At 64.1% G+C, this 17,447-nt stretch carries 14 protein-coding genes and 1 tRNA gene; 2 read left to right on the plus strand and 13 right to left on the minus strand.

The genetic code is table 11. From position 1 onward, the window contains the following. The coding region (locus IE125_RS16710) for a YheV family putative metal-binding protein (protein WP_189445828.1) at positions 1–213 on the plus strand (213 nt) is incomplete at its 5' end. Between the two features lie 29 nt (positions 214–242). Here the strand turns inward: IE125_RS16710 and IE125_RS16715 are convergent. The 4 genes from IE125_RS16715 to IE125_RS16730 form a co-directional block, all read right to left on the minus strand. Next, positions 243–914 (minus strand): metal-dependent hydrolase, encoded by a 672-nt coding sequence (locus IE125_RS16715; protein ID WP_189445829.1) that lies wholly within the window; start codon positions 912–914, stop codon positions 243–245. 203 nt (positions 915–1,117) lie between these two features. Then, positions 1,118–1,654, minus strand: coding sequence for a superoxide dismutase family protein (gene sodC / locus IE125_RS16720; protein ID WP_189445830.1), 537 nt, complete (start codon positions 1,652–1,654; stop codon positions 1,118–1,120). A gap of 69 nt (positions 1,655–1,723) precedes the next feature. Continuing rightward, positions 1,724–2,569, minus strand: coding sequence for a methylenetetrahydrofolate reductase [NAD(P)H] (metF, locus tag IE125_RS16725; RefSeq protein WP_189445831.1), 846 nt, complete (start codon positions 2,567–2,569; stop codon positions 1,724–1,726). 208 nt (positions 2,570–2,777) lie between these two features. Then, positions 2,778–3,749 (minus strand): cation diffusion facilitator family transporter, encoded by a 972-nt coding sequence (locus IE125_RS16730; RefSeq protein ID WP_189445832.1) that lies wholly within the window; start codon positions 3,747–3,749, stop codon positions 2,778–2,780. A 188-nt stretch (positions 3,750–3,937) separates the two neighbouring features. Between IE125_RS16730 and IE125_RS16735 the strand changes: the two genes are divergently transcribed. Next, positions 3,938–4,483, plus strand: a complete 546-nt coding sequence (locus IE125_RS16735; protein WP_189445833.1) for a ferritin-like domain-containing protein — start codon at positions 3,938–3,940, stop codon at positions 4,481–4,483. 654 nt (positions 4,484–5,137) lie between these two features. Here IE125_RS16735 and IE125_RS16740 read toward each other — a convergent pair. The 9 genes from IE125_RS16740 to IE125_RS16780 all read right to left on the minus strand — a co-directional run bounded on the left by IE125_RS16740 (position 5,138) and on the right by IE125_RS16780 (position 17,350). Beyond that, positions 5,138–5,233 (minus strand) — tRNA-Sec (locus IE125_RS16740). A gap of 17 nt (positions 5,234–5,250) precedes the next feature. Further along, the gene (gene selB, locus IE125_RS16745; RefSeq protein WP_189445834.1) at positions 5,251–7,197 is read right to left on the minus strand and encodes a selenocysteine-specific translation elongation factor; all 1,947 of its coding nucleotides are present in this window, start codon (positions 7,195–7,197) and stop codon (positions 5,251–5,253) included. Then, a complete protein-coding gene (gene selA, locus IE125_RS16750; protein ID WP_229809175.1) occupies positions 7,194–8,624 on the minus strand; it encodes an L-seryl-tRNA(Sec) selenium transferase in 1,431 nt (476 codons plus the stop codon). The genes selB and selA overlap by 4 nt, the downstream gene beginning before the upstream one ends. 90 nt (positions 8,625–8,714) lie before the next feature. Further along, on the minus strand, positions 8,715–9,671 hold the full coding sequence (gene fdhE / locus IE125_RS16755; RefSeq protein WP_229809176.1) for a formate dehydrogenase accessory protein FdhE: 957 nt from the start codon (positions 9,669–9,671) through the stop codon (positions 8,715–8,717). After that, complete coding sequence (locus IE125_RS16760; protein WP_189445835.1) at positions 9,658–10,299, minus strand: formate dehydrogenase subunit gamma; 642 nt, start codon at positions 10,297–10,299, stop codon at positions 9,658–9,660. Before IE125_RS16760 ends, fdhE begins: the two co-directional genes overlap by 14 nt. Then, positions 10,296–11,264, minus strand: a complete 969-nt coding sequence (gene fdxH / locus IE125_RS16765) for a formate dehydrogenase subunit beta (RefSeq protein ID WP_189445836.1) — start codon at positions 11,262–11,264, stop codon at positions 10,296–10,298. Before fdxH ends, IE125_RS16760 begins: the two co-directional genes overlap by 4 nt. Positions 11,265–11,273: 9 nt before the next feature. After that, a complete protein-coding gene (gene fdnG / locus IE125_RS16770) occupies positions 11,274–14,348 on the minus strand; it encodes a formate dehydrogenase-N subunit alpha (protein ID WP_505973606.1) in 3,075 nt (1,024 codons plus the stop codon). A 288-nt stretch (positions 14,349–14,636) separates the two neighbouring features. Then, positions 14,637–16,823 carry a TRAP transporter permease gene (locus IE125_RS16775; protein WP_189445837.1) on the minus strand — a complete coding sequence of 729 codons (2,187 nt, stop codon included), beginning with the start codon at positions 16,821–16,823 and terminating at the stop codon, positions 14,637–14,639. A 32-nt stretch (positions 16,824–16,855) separates the two neighbouring features. Next, positions 16,856–17,350, minus strand: a complete 495-nt coding sequence (locus IE125_RS16780; RefSeq protein WP_189445838.1) for a DUF1850 domain-containing protein — start codon at positions 17,348–17,350, stop codon at positions 16,856–16,858. Positions 17,351–17,447 lie beyond the last annotated feature (97 nt).

The following is a 17,447-nucleotide window of genomic DNA, read 5'->3' on the forward strand; positions in this document are numbered from 1 at the left end:
CGCTGTGCGGCCATGGATCGCGTGCGCACCTGGGAGCAGAATGGCATTCGCTACCGCGACTGCGTCAATTGTGACTTCTTCGAGCAGTTACCGCTCGAGGATGACTCGCCGCAGGAGCTCACCACTCGAGTCAACCGCCCGCGCGAGGCCCAGAAGCCCGCCTCCGACGAGATCACGCCAGTCAGAATTCTGGACCCGAAACCACGGCGCTGACGCCACTTGCGCAAGCCTCGCGAAACGGGTCAATGCCAAAGGGCCAGGCTCTGACTCCACACGCCCCGCAGCGCCGTGATCGACGGCAGCCAGCCAAGCAGGTGCGCTGCCGTCATCAGCAGCATCAGCGCGCTTCCCGGCGAATCCCATACGTAGGGCTTTAGCGCCGTGCCGAACGAGCGCTTCAGTCGCGCCCCCGTCATGTCGACGCTGTAGATCTCGTCGAGCACCAGATGGATCAGGAAACCAAAGCCCACCGCCATGCCATGCAGCCAGGCCAAAGAGGCGGGCTGATGCAGCAGGGAGTAGCTGATGGCACTGGTGCAGAGCGCACTGGTGAGCGCGGCCAGCAGCGAATGCCAGAGACCGCGATGAACGGTGAAACGCGCGAAAATCGCACCAGCGACATAGCGCACGCCAACGTAGACGCCCCCGCCCGCAGCGAACAGCCACGCCGGCGTGAGCCGATGCTGAAGCAGCAGCACCGCGAGCACCACGGCAATGACCGCGAGAATGTTGAAGATCAGCCGAATAGCGTGGGAGTGATCGGCATCGATATCCGGGAGAATACCGCCGACGGCTACCAGCCCGGCGATGATCAGTGACTGCCACCCGCTCCAGAGCGAGAGCTGCCAACCCGCCTGGGCCACGGCGGCACCGCCGACACCGGCAACGCCGAGGTGTGTTCTGAAATTAGCCACCGCTGCCTGCGCCCTACTGGATAAAAAACCAGATTATGACGCGTCCAGGCCAACTCAAACAATAGCTTACGCAACTACAGGTGCGGCTGATCTCTTGTCCTGCAATTTCGAATGTCAAAAGCCGCAAACACGAACGGCTCTGCCGAAGCAGAGCCGTTCGTGCGTCGATTGACCTCGGCGCCAGTGCTGGCGTTGGGCGACGCTTAGCTGCCTTGTTCGATGACGCCACAGGCAACACGGCCACCACCACCGCCGAGTTTGGGCTCGTCGGAGTAGTTGTCACCACCTTCATGGATCATGAAGGCGTGACCGCCCAAATCAGATTCTTCCAGACGCGGCGCCAAGACGGGTGTCGTGGCATTGCCAGCCGAATCGACCATGAGCGCAGGCATGTCGCCTAGATGACCTTCGTCGGTATAGGGGCCCTGGTGAGTCCCTGTTTCCTCAGGATCGAAGTGGCCTCCCGCCGCGCCGGCTGGCGTCACTTCACCATCGCTCTCGCTCGTTTCGCAGCTAGCATTCTGATGCAGGTGGAAGCCGTGAATGCCCGGTTTCAGTCCGGAAAGATCGGGAGTCAGAAGCAGCCCATAATCGGTATCCTCGGCCGTTACAGTACCGATGCTGTCGCCGACGCCATCTTTGGAAACCGAATCCATCTCCACGCTGGTCTGAGCCTGGACTGCGGCACTCAGCGTCATGGCGATGCCTGCGCCGAATGCCAAAAGTGTCTTCTGTCGCATGTCGTCCTCCTGTCCGCGGGTGACAGGTTCAAGTTAGACAACGGACGATCACAACGCGAACCCGATGACTTAACCGTCGATAGCGATATTATCCAGAATGCGCAAGCTGGGCGCGGCCTGGTTGAGCGTGTAGAAGTGCAGCCCCGGTGCGCCGCCTTCCAGGAGCTGTTGACAGAGGCGCGCCATGACCTCCGTGCCGAAAGCTTGAATGCTCTGGCTGTCGTCGCCGTAGGCTTCGAGCTGCTTGCGAATCCAGCGCGGGATATCAGCGCCACAGATCTCGGAGAAACGCGCCAGCTTGGTGTAATTGATGATCGGCATGATACCGGGAATGATCGGCGTCTCGACGCCGGCGGCGCGCACCCGATCCACGAAGTGGAAGTAGGCATCCGCCGTAAAGAAGTACTGCGTGATGGCGATATCCGCACCCGCCTTCGCTTTGCGCACGAAGTTCTCGAGATCGCGTTCGAAGTTGGGCGCCTGTGGATGCGCTTCCGGATAGGCCGCCACCGCGATCTCGAAATGGTCGCCCGTTTCCTCGCGAATGAACTCGACCAGCTCGTTGGCGTAGCGCAGCTCGCCCGCCGAGCCCATACCGGATGGTAGATCACCGCGCAGCGCGACGAGGCTGTCGACGCCGTTGTCGCGATACTCCTGCAGAAGATCGCGCAGAGCGCTCTTCTCGCTGCCCACGCATGAAAGGTGCGGCGCCGTTCTGACGCCGTTCTCTCGCACCACCTTGACCGTGTCGAACGTCCGCGCCTGAGTGGAACCGCCGGCCCCGTAGGTCACCGAGAAGAAACGGGGATCACGATCCGCCAGGGCGTCTCGCGCGACGCCAAGCTTTTCTCGACCGAGATCGGTATTGGGTGGAAAGAACTCGAAGCTGATGCCAAGTGGCAGTGGCGCTGTCATGGTCACTCTCGACGTCTGATGGGCCCGTCGCTCCCCGCCGGATGATAAAAACGACCCGGACATTGGCAGGAGCGACTCGATGACGCCATTTTGCCGTTCCTGCTTCGCGACCACCAATGAAACTTTCCGACCGCCGGCGAGTCGGGAGAGCCTGTCAGTCGCGATGGGGGCGCCGCGCCAGGCGACCGTGAGACTGTGAGACCGCCGGTCAGGGGTGCAGGGACGTCGAGTGCCCGCAGTCGCCGCCGGTCAGGCAGGCCCGCGACTCGACCTGAAGCGTGGCATGCGCGATGCCAAAATCTGTCGTCAGCAGCCGATAGGCACGTCCGAGCACGATGTCATGCTGTTCGGGTTTCCCGATCACCAGGTGTGCGCTCAACAGCGGTTGCTGCGGCGTCAGTGCCCAGATGTGCATGTCATGCAGGTCCAGCACGCCCTCGACACCCAGCAGCGCCTCGCGCACACGCGCGACATCGACCCCTTCCGGCGTTCCCTCGAGCAGCGTGTGGGTCGAACGGCGCAGAATCTTCCAGGCCGCGCGCAGGATGAGCACAGCCGCCAACATCGAAAGCAGCGGATCGATCGGCATCCAGCCGGTCAGCATGATCACGACCGAGGCGAGAATCGCCGCCATCGAACCGAGCAGGTCCCCGATCACGTGCAGCACCGCGCCCCGAAGGTTGAGGTTCTCCTGATCACCACCGTGGAGAATCTTGAAGACGACGAGATTGACGAGGAAGCCGAGAACGGCGATCACCATCATCGGCCCGGCCAGCACATCGACCGGCTCGGTGAAGCGCTGTATCGCGGCGATGAAAATCCACGCGGCGATCGCCAGCAATGTCAGTCCGTTGACGAACGCCGCCAGCACCTGAAAGCGCTCATAGCCATAGGTGCGAAGCTTGTCGGGCGCTTTATCGCCCATGTAGAAGGCAAACAGCGCCAATCCCAACGAAACGCTGTCGCTCAGCATATGCCCCGCATCGGCGAGCAGTGCCAGTGAACCGGAGAGCCAGCCACCGATGACCTCGGCCAGCATGAAGCCCGCCGTCAGCCCCATGGCCAGCTTGACCCGCCGCGCACTGTCAGCGGTCACCGTGGGCGCGTGATCGTGGGAGTGATCATGACCATGCCCGTGGCCGTGATCGTGGTCGTGGTCGTGGCGCGCGGAAGACACCATGAAAAGCTTCCTGGTTAAACATTTACCCGCATGTTAGCGCACGATGTCGACGATATTGTATTACATGCGGTTGCACGGACAGGCTGGTAATGCGCCCACCTTCGACTACGTTGAGGAAGCAAGTGCTGCGTTGAGAAAACCAGTAGCGCAGTCCATCACCGCTCACCCTGCGTTTCCAGGAGAATTCGATGAGCTCTCAACCCTTTCTGACCGATATTCAAACCATCCGTGAACGCGCCCGTCAGCATATCGAGAATGGCGCCGTCACCGAGGGCTACTCTGCGGATCGCGAGACGGTCATCAACATCCTCAACGAGGCGCTGGCGACCGAGATCGTCTGCGTGCTGCGCTACAAGCGTCATTACTACATGGCCGACGGTCTCAGCTCGAGCATCGCCAAGGGCGAGTTTCTCGAACACGCTCAGGAGGAACAGCAGCACGCCGACCAGCTTGCCGAACGCATCACCCAGCTCGGCGGCGCGCCCAACTTTTCACCGGAGGGGTTGCTGAGCCGCTCGCATTCGGAGTATGCCGAAGGCGAGACGCTGGAAGAGATGATCAAAGAAGATCTGATCGCCGAGCGCATTGCCATCGACAGCTATCGGGAGATCGTCACCTACCTCGGCGACAAGGACCCGACGTCGCGCCGTGTCATGGAGGACATTCTGGCCCAGGAAGAGGAGCATGCCGACGACATGGCAGCGCTGCTGGAAGGCGTGCAGACTCAGTCATGATTTGACGCCGGTCATGGCCGTCACCCCTTCGAGAAAGCCGCGCTTCGGATGGCGTCATGCGTGTCGGGACGACGCCATGCCCCTGGAGCGTCCTCGGCATGCAGAATGGTCGGGCAACGTGAATCGTGCAGAAAAGCCGGTGCCACCAGAGCGGTGACGGACTCTCGAGCATAGTGGTACTCGAGCATAGTGGTATCAGAAACCTGGCGATCTCTTCGGGCGGGCGGTCAAGTGGATGGTCGTCAGGTGGGCAACATTGGAGTGCTCACTCCCGCAATCCATCGCGGTGTTTGCCTCCTGGCCAAGTGAGCACGATCAGAATGGACCGTAAAAACGGGTTATCCAAGGTACTTTTGGTGATCAATGCATCAATTTTCCTAATGGCAAAACTTAAGTCAACTTAATCATGCAGTTATAAGTGACTGAGCCTTCAATAAAAATCAGTAATTTTTTGTGCCGCCCCATTTCCTTGACCTTTTCGAGCCACCGATGCACCGATACAGCGCCCCCACCGGGTCGAGTCCCGGAAGGCCCGATGCCTTCTGATGTGCCAGGAACGCCGCTGGCGCCGAGATAGCCAGGCGCGATAATCAGACGGATTCGCCAGACAAAAGAGATAGGCACGATGGCTCGCCTGACGCTAATGCACCTTGCTGGCGGAAGAGAGTGGGAGTCGAACCCACCAGGGACCGCTGGCAGCCCCTACAGGAGTTGAAGTCCTGGCGCCCCACCGGAGGACGATTCTCTTCCCGGATCAGCGATAACACTCACTCGAACAGCATATCGTCCCGAATGACGCGATGACTATCCCCGATACGTCGAGTGAATCCGACCCGGTCGAAGAATTCGAGTATCGTCACGGAGAGCTTGCGGCCGCACCCGATCCGATCGCGAAACTCGGCCGCGCGCGCGCCCTGCGCACTCATGAGATCCAGTTCCCGAACGATCTCCGCCAGGCGGGCCACCGACGCGCTCGTAAAGAAGTGGTCGTGACGCATCTGATAAACCTCGCCCAGCAGCGCCACACTGCGCAGCAGTGCTCGCGTATCGGTCTCGCCCCAACCGAGCATGGCGGCAAGCTCCCGCACGCGCGGCGGCTCGAAGGGCTCGGCCTGCAGCAAAGGCATCAGACGCGACCAGCGCGCGGCGTCCTCCGGAGAGAGCGTGGCCGCGTGTGCGGGCAAGGCGACGAAGGGCCCGTGCTGCACGACCTTGCCGCTCTCCTTCTCCCGTTCGAGCCAGGGGCGGAACAATGGCGAGGGCCAGTGGGGTACGAGCATGCGTCGCAATCGATCGACATCGACACCGCGCGTGGCCGGCTCGAGTTCGTGAATCGATGCCAGGCAGGCGAGCAGCGACGCCGAGAGCGAATCGCACACCGCGGGCGACAGCGCGCGGCAGTCGCCTCCGTGTGAAAGAACCCGCCAGCCGGCGCGCTCGGCTGCGCTCACCAGCGTTCCTCGCCCCAGGTTCAGGTTGGCGGTCAGCGCCACGATATCGATATCCGCGGTCTCCCCGCATTCGCGCTCTCTCAGGAACGCGACCAGGGCGCTGTCATCGAGCCGCTGCCGCGACAACGCCTCCAGCGCCCGCAACTCGTCAAGCCTCGCTGGTTTACGCGCCCCGCGTCGCGGGGGCGCCACATCCAGCACTCGCGCCGCGCCCAGCGTGCGACTGGCGCCGTGATCGCGAACGATCAGCGTGTCACCGTGGACAGCCTGCAGCGAATCGTCGAGCACCAGCTGCGCCAGCATCGACTGCCCCGGCATCAACGACTCGCCCTCCAGTAGTGAAAGCCTGCCGGTGACATGGGCGCTGGCGTGATGCAGATGCACCGGCGTCCAATGCGCAACGGGCGGCGACTCCGGCAGCAGCCGCAGAGTTGCGTCAAGACGAAGGCGGCTCTCGACAGGCGAGTGCTCGCCGACGACCCAATCCCCCCGAACGATGCGGGAACGCTCGACTTCGCTGCCGCTCAGGTTGATCGCACAGCGCTCGCCGGCGCTCGCTCGTGCCACCTGGCGATTCTGCGCCCGCAATCCCCGCACCCGTGCGTTAATGAGCCCCGGCAGCAGATGAACCGTCTCGCCGACATTGACGCTGCCGCTGCGCACCGTGCCCGTCACGACAACGCCGCTGCCTGTCTTGATGAAGACGCGATCGACGGCCAGGCGAAATTCGCCGATATCCACTGGCGCAGCGCAGCGGGCCGCCGTCTGCCACAGTGTCTCGCCCAGTGCAGCGATGCCCGCGTCGCTGACGCTGGATAACGGAAAGATCGGCGCCCCGGCAAACGGCGTCGCGGCCAGCCAGGCATCGATATCGGCGCTGACCGCGGCGATGCGTGCGCTATCGACACGGTCGATCTTGGTCAGCGCGACCCAGGCGCGGGTGACGCCGAGCAGCTCCAGGATGCGCGCGTGCTCGCGCGTCTGCGGCATGATGCCGTCATCTGCGGCCACCACCAGCAGCATCGCCTCGATACCGGCCGCGCCGGAGAGCATGTTGGCGATGAAACGCTCATGTCCCGGCACGTCGATGAAGCCCAGTGAAACGCCGTCGAACCCGGCAGGCGGCCGCGGATAGGCGTAACCGGGCTCGATCGTCAGCCCGCGCGCCTGCTCCTCCTTCAGGCGGTCCGTCTGCACGCCGGTCAGCGCACGGATCAGCGCCGTCTTGCCGTGATCGACATGGCCGGCGGTACCGACAATCATGTCGCCGCCTGCCACGCATCCGGCAAGAACTCGAGCTGGTCGACGAAGACCTGCTCGTCGTCGGCGCTTGCCAGGCAGCGAAGATCGAGCCAGAGCGCGCCGTCGTGGACACGACCGATCACCGGCCGCGGTAGCTGCCGCAGCGCCCGCTCCAGACGTCCGAGCTCGCGCCCGCTCGGTGATGTCAGCACGAGCGCCGCGCTGTCGAGACGGTCAACCGGCAGCGAACCGCTGCCGAGCTGGCTGCGACACGCCCGCACCGCACATTCGGCGATTCCGGCGACGGCTCGGCCGAGCGCCGGTAGCAGGCGTTCGGCCTGAGTGACAATGTCGCGCTCGGCTCGAGTCAACATGGCCAGTGTCGGCAGCTCGCGGGCGGGCGCTTCGCTATCGCGGTAGACGCTCAGCGTCGCCTCCAGCGCCGCCAGGATCAGCTTGTCACAGCGCAGCGCACGCTTGAGAGGGTGCTGCTTCAGGCGCGAGATCAACTCGCGCCGGCCGACCACGATCCCGGCTTGCGGCCCGCCTAGCAGCTTGTCACCGCTGAAGGTGACCAGATCGGCACCCGCGGCGATCGCCTCCGACGGTCGCACCTCGTGCGGTAAGCCGAGCGCACGAAAATCGGTCAGCGCCCCACTGCCAAGGTCGATCATGAAGGGAATGCCATGTCCGTGAGCGATCGCCGCCAGCTCGGTTTCAGGCACGCTCGCGGTGAAGCCCTCGACGTGATAGTTCGAGGTGTGCGCCTTGACGATCAAGCCACTCTGCTCGCTCAGCGCGCCACGAAAATCCCGCGCATGGGTGCGGTTGGTCGCGCCGACCTCCACCAGCCGGCAGCCGGCTGCCGTCATCACGTCGGGCATGCGAAAGGCGCCGCCGATCTCGATCATCTCGCCGCGAGAGATGATCGCCTCACGACCTGCCCCTAGCGCCGTCAGCGCCAGCAGCACGGCGGCAGCGTTGTTGTTGACCACGGTCGCCGCCTCGGCCCCGGTCAGTTCGATCAGCAGTTCTTCGACCAGGTTATCGCGGTCTCCGCGCCCCCCCGTTTCCAGCGCATACTCCAGCGCGACCGGATGACGTGCGGCGTCGACCACGGCCTCGATCGCGCGCTCGCCGAGCGGAGAGCGGCCCAGGTTGGTGTGGATGACCGTTCCGGTGAGATTGAACACCGGACGGGCGCGACGGCAGCGCTGGCGCCCGACCGCCGCTCGGACCTCGGCGATCAGCGTGGCTTCGTCAGGCAACGCCGCCCCTTCGGTGCCCAGCCGCGCTCGCCACGCGGTAAGCGTTTCGCGCACCGCGCGGGTCAGTACGCGGTCGCCGACATCCCCGCGATCGCCAGCCAGCAGTGAATGGCCCAGCAGCGTGTTGACCGCCGGCAGGCGGCGGCGCAGATCTTCGGACATCGTGGTGGATTCCATCATCGAGGACTCTTGCGACCAGCCGGAATGTTCTGAGTAAAGCGCGCCGAATCGCTGAATGCACCACCTCCTTGCCGACGCTCGATGCGCATCTCAAGCCAGTCGCCGGCCCAGCACCAGCAGCGGATTGAAAGCCCGACGCGCCAACTCGCGTTCGCCGATCATCATGTCGAGCGCGAGGCTTGCGAGGTCATCGGCCAGCGGGTCGGCATCCTGCTCCCACTCGCGCTGGGCAACCTTGAGATAGCTTTCGCAGGCGCCGCAGGTCTCCGCCTGAACGGGCAACACCCGTTCGCCGCGTTCGTCTTCCAGGGTCTCGTAGGCCAGTGTTCTGCTATCGCCGCAGTAGGCACAGCGCGCCCGCTCGGCATACCACTCGGTGGCACAGAGACCGCAGTGCAGATAGCGTACCCTGGAACGCGCCATGCCGATCTGGATCACGCTGGCCACCGGCGGCACCCCACAGCACGGGCAGAGTGCGCGCGCACCCGCCTTCGGTCGGCCCGGCGGGTGCGCAATCCCGCGTGCCTGGCGCGTCCACGCCACCTGCAGTGCGGCGCCCATCAACGGCGCCATGGCGATCTCCTGATCGGCTTCGATCTCTCCGCTCAACACGCCAGCGGCCAGCACCATGCGCTCGGGCTCGGCCAGGGCCTTGATCCGTTCGAACCAGGCGCGCTGGGCAGCCGGCACGTCCTCGTCGAGATCGGCAATCAAGGCGTCCAGATCCTGTGGCCAGCTCATGTCTCGCCACAGCCCATCCACGGCGAGGGGCGGGATGTCGTGGGCGATCGCCAGGTCGGCGCTATCGGTCAGACGCGGTCGCGGCATCTGCAGCACGTGATGCTGCGCCTCGACAATGCGCGCCATGAAGTAGAGATAATCGGCCATTGCCGGCAGGCGCTCGGCAAGCCGATGCAGGCGCTGCACCCGCTCGGCGAACAGCTTGCGCCCCGGCAGCACGACCATCGGCGGCGCGCCGGGGGATTCCGGTGCACGACCGAAGGCGTGACCAGCGCTCGTGCCGGCCTCTCGCTCAGGAGTGCTCACGCTGTTTCTCCTCCTGCTCCCTGGCCCAGAGACCGTGATGATGTCGCGCCCAGGCGCGCGTCACCCAGCCCCGCGTCATCGAGCGAATCGAACCCTTGACCCAGATCGCCGCATAGATGTGAATCACGATGGTGACGATGGCGACGAACGCCGACAGGGAGTGGATCAGGCTGGCAAAGCGGATCAGCGGAATCGGGAAGTAGCCGGCGAACCACGGCCGCCACATGATCACGCCGCTGAGCAGCAGTAGTGCGATCGACACCACCAGCGACCAGAACACCAGCTTCTGGCCCGGGTTGTACTTGCCGATCGGTGGCAGCTTCTCGTCGCGATTGTCGAGCACGTCTCTGATCTGGCGCATCCACTGCACGTCGTTCTCGCCGAGAAGATTACGGCTGACGTGCCGTGCCGCCATGGCATAGAAGAGCAACACCAGCACGACGCCCAGGAACGGATGCAGAATGCGCGCCCACACTGGCCCGCCCAGGGTATGGCTCAAGAAGAAGAATGCCGGATGGAAGAACGCGAGCCCCGAGAGCGCGAGCAGGATGAAGATCATCGCCATGCTCCAGTGGTTGGCGCGATCCAGCGGCGAGTAGCGAATCAGACGATGTCGCGGCGTTCTCATCGCTCTTCTCCCCGCGGGCGCTCACCCGCGCTGCCCTCATGCTGCCCGCTGCCACGCCGGGTCGCATCGTAGCCGAGCGTGTCCGCCGGAGCATCCTCTTGCCCGGGATCATCTTCCGGCTCCTCCTTCGGCCCCTTGGTCATGTAGTGGATCACGCCGGCAAAGGCGGTGATACCGATGATCGCGGACATGATCGGCTTGGTCGCGCCCTTCCAGGCACCGACCAGCGGCGAGATGCGCGGATCTTTCGGCAGGCCGCTGTAGCGATTCGGATCATTGGCATGGTGGAGCACATACATGACGTGCGTGCCGCCGACACCCGCCGGGTCGTAGATGCCGGCATCGCGAAACCCCCGCGCCTTGAGATCGCCGACCCGCTTCTCGGCGCGCACCAGCATGTCCGCCTTGGTCCCGAACTCGATGCAGTTGGTCGGACAGGTCTTGACGCAGGCCGGCTCCATGCCGGCATTGACCCGATCCGAGCAGAGCGTGCACTTGTAGGATTTCTGATCCTTCGGCGAGATACGCGGAATATCGAACGGACACCCGGTGATGCAGTAGCCGCAGCCGATGCAGTGGTTGGAGTCGAAATCGACGATGCCGTTGGCGTACTGCACGATCGCGCCAGGCGCCGGGCACGCCTTCAGGCATCCGGGATCGGCGCAGTGCATGCAGCCATCCTTGCGGATCAGCCACTCCAGATCGCCGTCCTCGGTTTCGTGCTCGTTGAAACGCATCACCGTCCACGAATTCGCGGTGAGATCGGTCGGATTATCGTAGGTGCCGTGACACTCGCCGACCTCATCACGCAGGTCGTTCCACTCCATGCACGCCACCTGACAAGCCTTGCAGCCGATGCACTTGGAGACATCGATCAGCTTGGCGACCTCCTCCACATGGCCGCGCACCTGCGGTGGCGCCGTTGTCGTGGCGGAGCGGGCGATGATGTTCTGAGAATTATCCATGAACCCTCCTCACGCCTTCTCGACGCGCACGGTGAATGACTTGTACTCCGGCGTCTGGGTATTGGCATCGCCGACGAAGGGCGTCAGCGCATTGATCAGAAAGCCTTTCTTCGCGGCGCCGGTGAAGCCCCAGTGCAGCGGAATGCCAACGTGATGGACCTGGCGACTGCCGATCTGCATCGGCCGCAGTCGTTTGGTCACCACCGCCACCGCGCGGATCGAGCCGCGATTGGAGGACACCTTGACCCAATCCCCGGCGGCCACGCCGATCTCTTCGGCCAGCGCCTCGCCGATCTCCACGAACTGCTCCGGCTGCACGATGGCGTTGAGCTCGGCGTGCTTGGTCCAGAAGTGGAAATGCTCGGTCAGGCGATAGGTGGTCGCCGCGTGCGGGAAATCCTCCGGCTTACCCAGCGCTTCGCGATCGTCGTCGAAGATTCGGGCGGCCGGATTGGCCCGCGCCCGCGAATTGCCCGGATGCAGCAGGTTGTCCTTTACCGGTGACTCGAACGGTTCGTAGTGCTCGGGGAACGGGCCATCGACCATGCTCTGCCCGGCGAACAGATGCCCCACGCCCTCTGGCTGCATGATGAACGGCATCTGCCCCTGGGACGGCGGCGAGGTCGCGACGAAATCCGGCACGTCTGCACCGACCCAGAGCCCCTGCTCGCTGTCCCACCAGATGAACGCCTTGTCCGGCCCCCAGGGGCGCCCCTGCACATCGGCGCTGGCACGGTTGTAGAGAATGCGCCGGTTGGCCGGCCACGCCCACGCCCAGCCCAGCGTATTGCCGGTCCCGTAGGGATCGGAATTGTCGCGCCGTGCCATCTGGTTGCCGTCTTCCGTCCAGCAGCCGGTGAAGATCCAGCAGCCAGCCGCGGTCTTGCCGTCGGCGGTCAACTCACCGAAGCCGGACAATTGCTCACCGGCGCGGCGCGTCACGTTGCCTTCGGCGTCGACGAGATCCGCGAGCGCTCGGCCGTTGTACTCGCGCGCCAGCTCCTGCGGCGACGGCTCGTCGGCGATCTTGTAATCCCAGGTCAGGTTGAGCAGCGGGTCCGGGAAGGCGCCACCCTCCGCCTCATAAAGCCGCTTCAGCTCGCGATACAGCTCGGCCATGATGCGGATATCCGGCCGCGCGTCACCCGGCGGCGGCGCGGCGGCCCAGTGCCACTGCAGCCAGCGGGCACTATTGACGATGGAGCCCTCGTCTTCCGCGAAGCAGCAGGTCGGCAGCCGAAACACTTCGGTATCGATCGCGCTCGAGTCGACATCGTTGTACTCGCCGTAGTGCTTCCAGAACTCGCTGGTTTCGGTATTGAGCGGGTCCATCACCACCAGATACTTCAGCGACGACAGCGCCCGCGTCACCTTGGCTCGATCAGGGAACGACGCCAGCGGATTGAATCCCTGGCAGAAGTAGCCAGTCATCTCCCCTTTCGACATGCGCTCGAAAGTATCGAGCACGTCGTAGAGCGGACGCTCCAGCTTGGGTAGCCATTCGAAGCACCACTGATTGGTCTCGGTCGCGGCATCACCGAACCAGGACTTCATCAGGCTGACGTGGAACTTCTCGTAGTTCTTCCAGTAGGAGACCTGCCCCTCCACGGTCGGCTGCTTGGTGCGCTTGTCGATGTAGGCGGCGTAATCCTGCTCTTTGGCGTTGGCGAGCGTCAGATAGCCCGGCAAGAGCTGCGAAAGCAGGCCGAGATCGGTCAGCCCCTGAATGTTGGAGTGTCCGCGCAACGCGTTGACGCCACCGCCCGGCAACCCCATGTTGCCGAGCAGAAGCTGCACCATCGCCGCCGCGCGCACGATCTGCGAACCGGTCGAGTGCTGGGTCCAGCCGAGCGCGTAGCAGAAGGTCATGGTCTTGTCGGGCACGCAGGTGGCCGCCATCTTCTTCCACAGGCGCTGCAGCGTCTCGACCGGAATCCCCGTGATGCTGGAGACCGTCTCGGGCGTGTAGCGGGCGTAGTGTTCACGCAGGAGCTGATAGACGCAGCGCGAATTTCGCAGCGACTCATCGCGCCGCACGAAACCGTCGTCGCCCATCTCGTACATCCACGACTGCTTGTCGTAGCTGCGCGTGGACTCGTCGTAACCCGAGAAAAGCCCATCCTCGAAGCCGTAGCCGTCGCGAACGATCAGCGCTGCATCGGTGTAGTGGAGCACGTACTCGCGCTGAATCTGATCGGTCTCGATCAGGTAGCTGATCAGCCCGCCGAGAAAGGCGATATCGGTGCCGGTGCGGATGAACGCCCGGTCCTGCGCCACCGCGCTGGTGCGCGTGAAACGCGGATCGATCGTGATCAGCTCGGCGTTATTATGCTCGATCGCCTCGGTCACCCAGCGGAATCCCACGGGATGCGCTTCGGCAGCATTGCCGCCCATCACGATGATCAGATTGGCATTGCGGATGTCGACCCAGTGATTGGTCATGGCACCGCGACCGAATGAAGGGGCAAGACCTGCCACCGTCGGTCCGTGTCAGACGCGCGCCTGGTTGTCGAACGCCACCATGCCGAGACTGCGCACTACCTTGTGCGTAATGTAGCCGGCTTCGTTGGAGGAACCGGAGGCCGCCAGGAAGCCCGTCGTCGTCCAGTGATTGACCGTCTGCCCCTGCGCGTTGCGGCGCACGAAGTTGGCGTCGCGGTCATCCTTCATGTGTCGGGCGATTCGCGCGTAGGCTTCATCCCAGGAGATCCGCTTCCACTCGTCGCTGCCGGCCTCGCGCACCTGCGGGTAGGCCAGGCGCCCTTCGCTGTGAACGAAGTCGAGCAGTCCCGCGCCCTTCGGACAGAGCGAACCGCGCGAGACCGGATGATCGGGGTCCCCTTCAATGTGAAACACGTCCTGCTCGACGTTTTTCGAACCGTCGCCCTTGCTGTACATCAGAATGCCGCAGCCTACAGAGCAGTAGGTGCAGGTATTGCGGGTCTCCTTGGCGTGACTCAGCTTGAATTGCCGGATCGAAGCCTCGGCGGGTTCGGGGGCAAAGCCCATCATTGCCAGGCTCGAACTCGCCAGACCCGCACCGCCCAGTTTGAAGAACTGTCGCCGCGTGACGTTGATCGCCATGACTACTCCTCATCGGTCGCGCTGCTCGGCTCAAGTACCGAGCAGAACCGGCACCTCTGCTGAACCCAACGACCTCGGGTGCCTTGCTTTCCTTATAGCAAAGCGCTTCGCCGGGTGTCGTTGCACGTTGGCCGCATTTGCGACCAAAGTCGAAGCAATGGCCGTCGTTCGGTCAGACGACCCGCCGCCAAGGCGGACAAACGAGACCTGCCGCGACCGCGGGCGACCGAAAAAAGCCCGCTCGCCGAATCGCGAGCGGGCTGCGGGACAACGCGCCGGACGTCTCGTTTACGCCGGCGTCGTGCTGACCGGCGGCCTGGCCTTGGCCAGCATGAACAGCACCACGGTGATCGCGGCCCCGACGATATCGCTGGCGAGTCCCGGGAAGATCAGTGACAGCGCACCGACGGCGGCCAGCACGCGCCAGAACGGATTGAGCGGCCGACGCAGATAGCCCTCGACCGCGACCGCCAGCAGCAGCACCCCGACGACGCCGGTCACGATCACCCAGAGGGTGTTCATCCAGGTCGCATCGATCATCAGCATGCTGTGGGCGAAGACGAACATGTACGGCACCACGAACCCGGCGATAGCGAGCTTCATCGCCTGGAAACCGGTCGCGTTGGGCGAGCCACCGCTGATGCCCGCGCCCGCGTACGCGGCGAGCGCCACCGGCGGGGTCAGGTTGGCGAACAGGCCAAAGTAGAACACGAACATGTGGGCAACGAAGATCGCCGTGTCGTTGCTGCCGGCGAGCTCCCGGAAAAGTGGCAGATTGAGCAGAATCGGCGCCGCCATGGTGCTGGTGATGATGTAGGTCGGGATACTCGGCAGCCCCATGCCCAGAACGATGGAGGCCACCATGGTCAGTGCCAGCGTCACCAGCAGCTGGATCATCGGAATCGGGATCTGCTGGCCCAGCGTGACCACTGCATCCGCGGCTTCCAGCGCCACGCCGGTCAGGGTCGCGATACCGACGATGATGCCCACCGCACCGCAGGCGATTGCCACGGGAATCGCGTTGCGCACACCATCGTGCATGGCATCGCGGCAGTCACCGACGTCCATCTTTTCGGCGACCATGCCAAGCCGGGCGCGAACCGCGTTGATGGCGACCGGAATGGCAATGATCGCAAACAGCATCCAGCGGCTGGCGGGAAAGTTCGGCAGCGGATTGCCGTCGATGAGCGCGCGCAGCTGCGGTTCGAAGATCAGCAGCACCAGAATCACGCTCAAGCCGATGGTGACGCGGCGTGTGCCGCAGATCAGCACGGTGGCGGCAATCGACCAGAAGGCCGCGAAGAACGGTGCTCGCCCTTCGAACAGTAGCCACAGCAGCACCGCCATCGGAATCAGCAGATGGCCCCGCTTGAGCATGACCTCCTTCAGCGGCGTCAGCTGCGAGCGCGGAATGCCCTCCAGGCCATTGCGCATCGCGCGCAGGTGCACCTGAAACAGCACGCCGAGGTAGAAAAGCAGCGCCGGAATGATGCCCGCCAGGATCACCTGGGTGTACGGCACCGAGAGCACCTCGGCCATGATGAACGCCGCGGCGCCCATGATCGGCGGCAGGATCTGCCCGCCCACGCTCGCCGCAGCCTCCACCGCGCCGGCAAAGTTCGGCTTGTAGCCGGTCTTCTTCATCAACGGGATGGTGAAGGCGCCGGTTGTCACCACGTTGGCGATCGCCGAGCCGTTGATCGAGCCGAGAAAACCGCTGGCGATGACGGCGACCTTCGCCGGGCCGCCACGGGTGTGACCGGCAATCGCCAGTGCCAGGTCATTGAACAGCTGACCGAGGCCGGACTTGCCAAGAAAGGCCCCGAACAGGATGAACAGGATGATGTAGCTCGCCGAGACCCCAATGGCCGTTCCCAGCAACCCTTCGGTGATATAGACGAGATGCGAGACGATCTGCTTGCAGGTGGCGAGAATGATCGTCTCGTTAAGCTGCGGGTAGAACGAAAGCTTGGCGTAGAAACCGTAGATCAGAAACAGCGACGCCAGGATCGTCAGCCCCCAGCCGGTAACGCGGCGAGTCGCATCCAGCACCAGGCCGATCGCGACGAAGCCGATCACCATGTCGACGTTATTGATGCGCCCCGCGGAGGCGATCACCCGATCCGACACCGAGAGCATGTAGACGCCGATGCCGAACGCGATCAGCGCCAGCAAGGCGTCGCCCCACGGCACCCGATCCCGCGCGCCCTTGCGGGTCAGAGGATAGAGCACGAAGGCCAATCCAAGCAGCGTGTAGAGATGGATACTGCGCTGGGCGACATCCACCAGCGGCCCGGAGAACGAGGTGTAGAGATGAAACAGGGCCAGCAGCACGCTGACCAGCGTCACGAACTTGACGATACCCGCGGGTAGCTTGTCGCGCACCAGACTCTCGCGATCGAATTTCTCAAGCGCTTCCTTCACCGAAGGGTCTTCGGAGCCATCGGCGGAGAGGGTCGTTTTTTGTTCGGCCATGTCGGTTTCCTGCGGCGGCAATCAGCCGGTTTTCATTGGGAGTCGAGCGCGCCGTTCAACGTGCGAACGAGAGCAGGCAGTGCCTGCCACAGCGGGGCATCGACCACGGCAAAGGTCAGGATGGGCGGCGGATCGCTTCGGGAGAGCGCAATCGCCCGGCCATGAAAGATCAGCCGATAGTGCTCTTCGACGGCGGCCTGAACGGCGTAGGGATCGACCACGCGATCGATCCCCGTCATCACCACCCAGCCATCGTCCAGATGCGTCTCGGTCCCCGCGTGTGAGGGGACACCGGCGCCGAAGGTCTTGAAGCGAGTCCCGGTGATCTCGATCGCGCCACTCGGCGTGATCGCGAACCACTCCTCCCAGTCTTCCTTCTCGACCGAGTGCATCCAGCGAATCTTGAAGGTGGTCCCGTGCCAGCCGGGCAGGGCGAAGCGCCAGTCGTGGCCGTCGCGGACCGCCAGCCAGGGAAGCGGCACCGTGGCGGCCGTGATCAGCACGGTCGCCACCGCGGCGGCTAGCATCCAGCGCCCCCGCGTCACCGTCGCCCCCTCACCTTCGAACGCACGACGGCGCGCGCCATATCAGGCGCGCGCCGGGTCTCGCACATGCTGATCGTGG

The organism is Salinicola rhizosphaerae (genome assembly GCF_014652715.1).
In the GTDB taxonomy this organism is placed as follows: Bacteria; Pseudomonadota; Gammaproteobacteria; order Pseudomonadales; family Halomonadaceae; genus Salinicola; species Salinicola rhizosphaerae.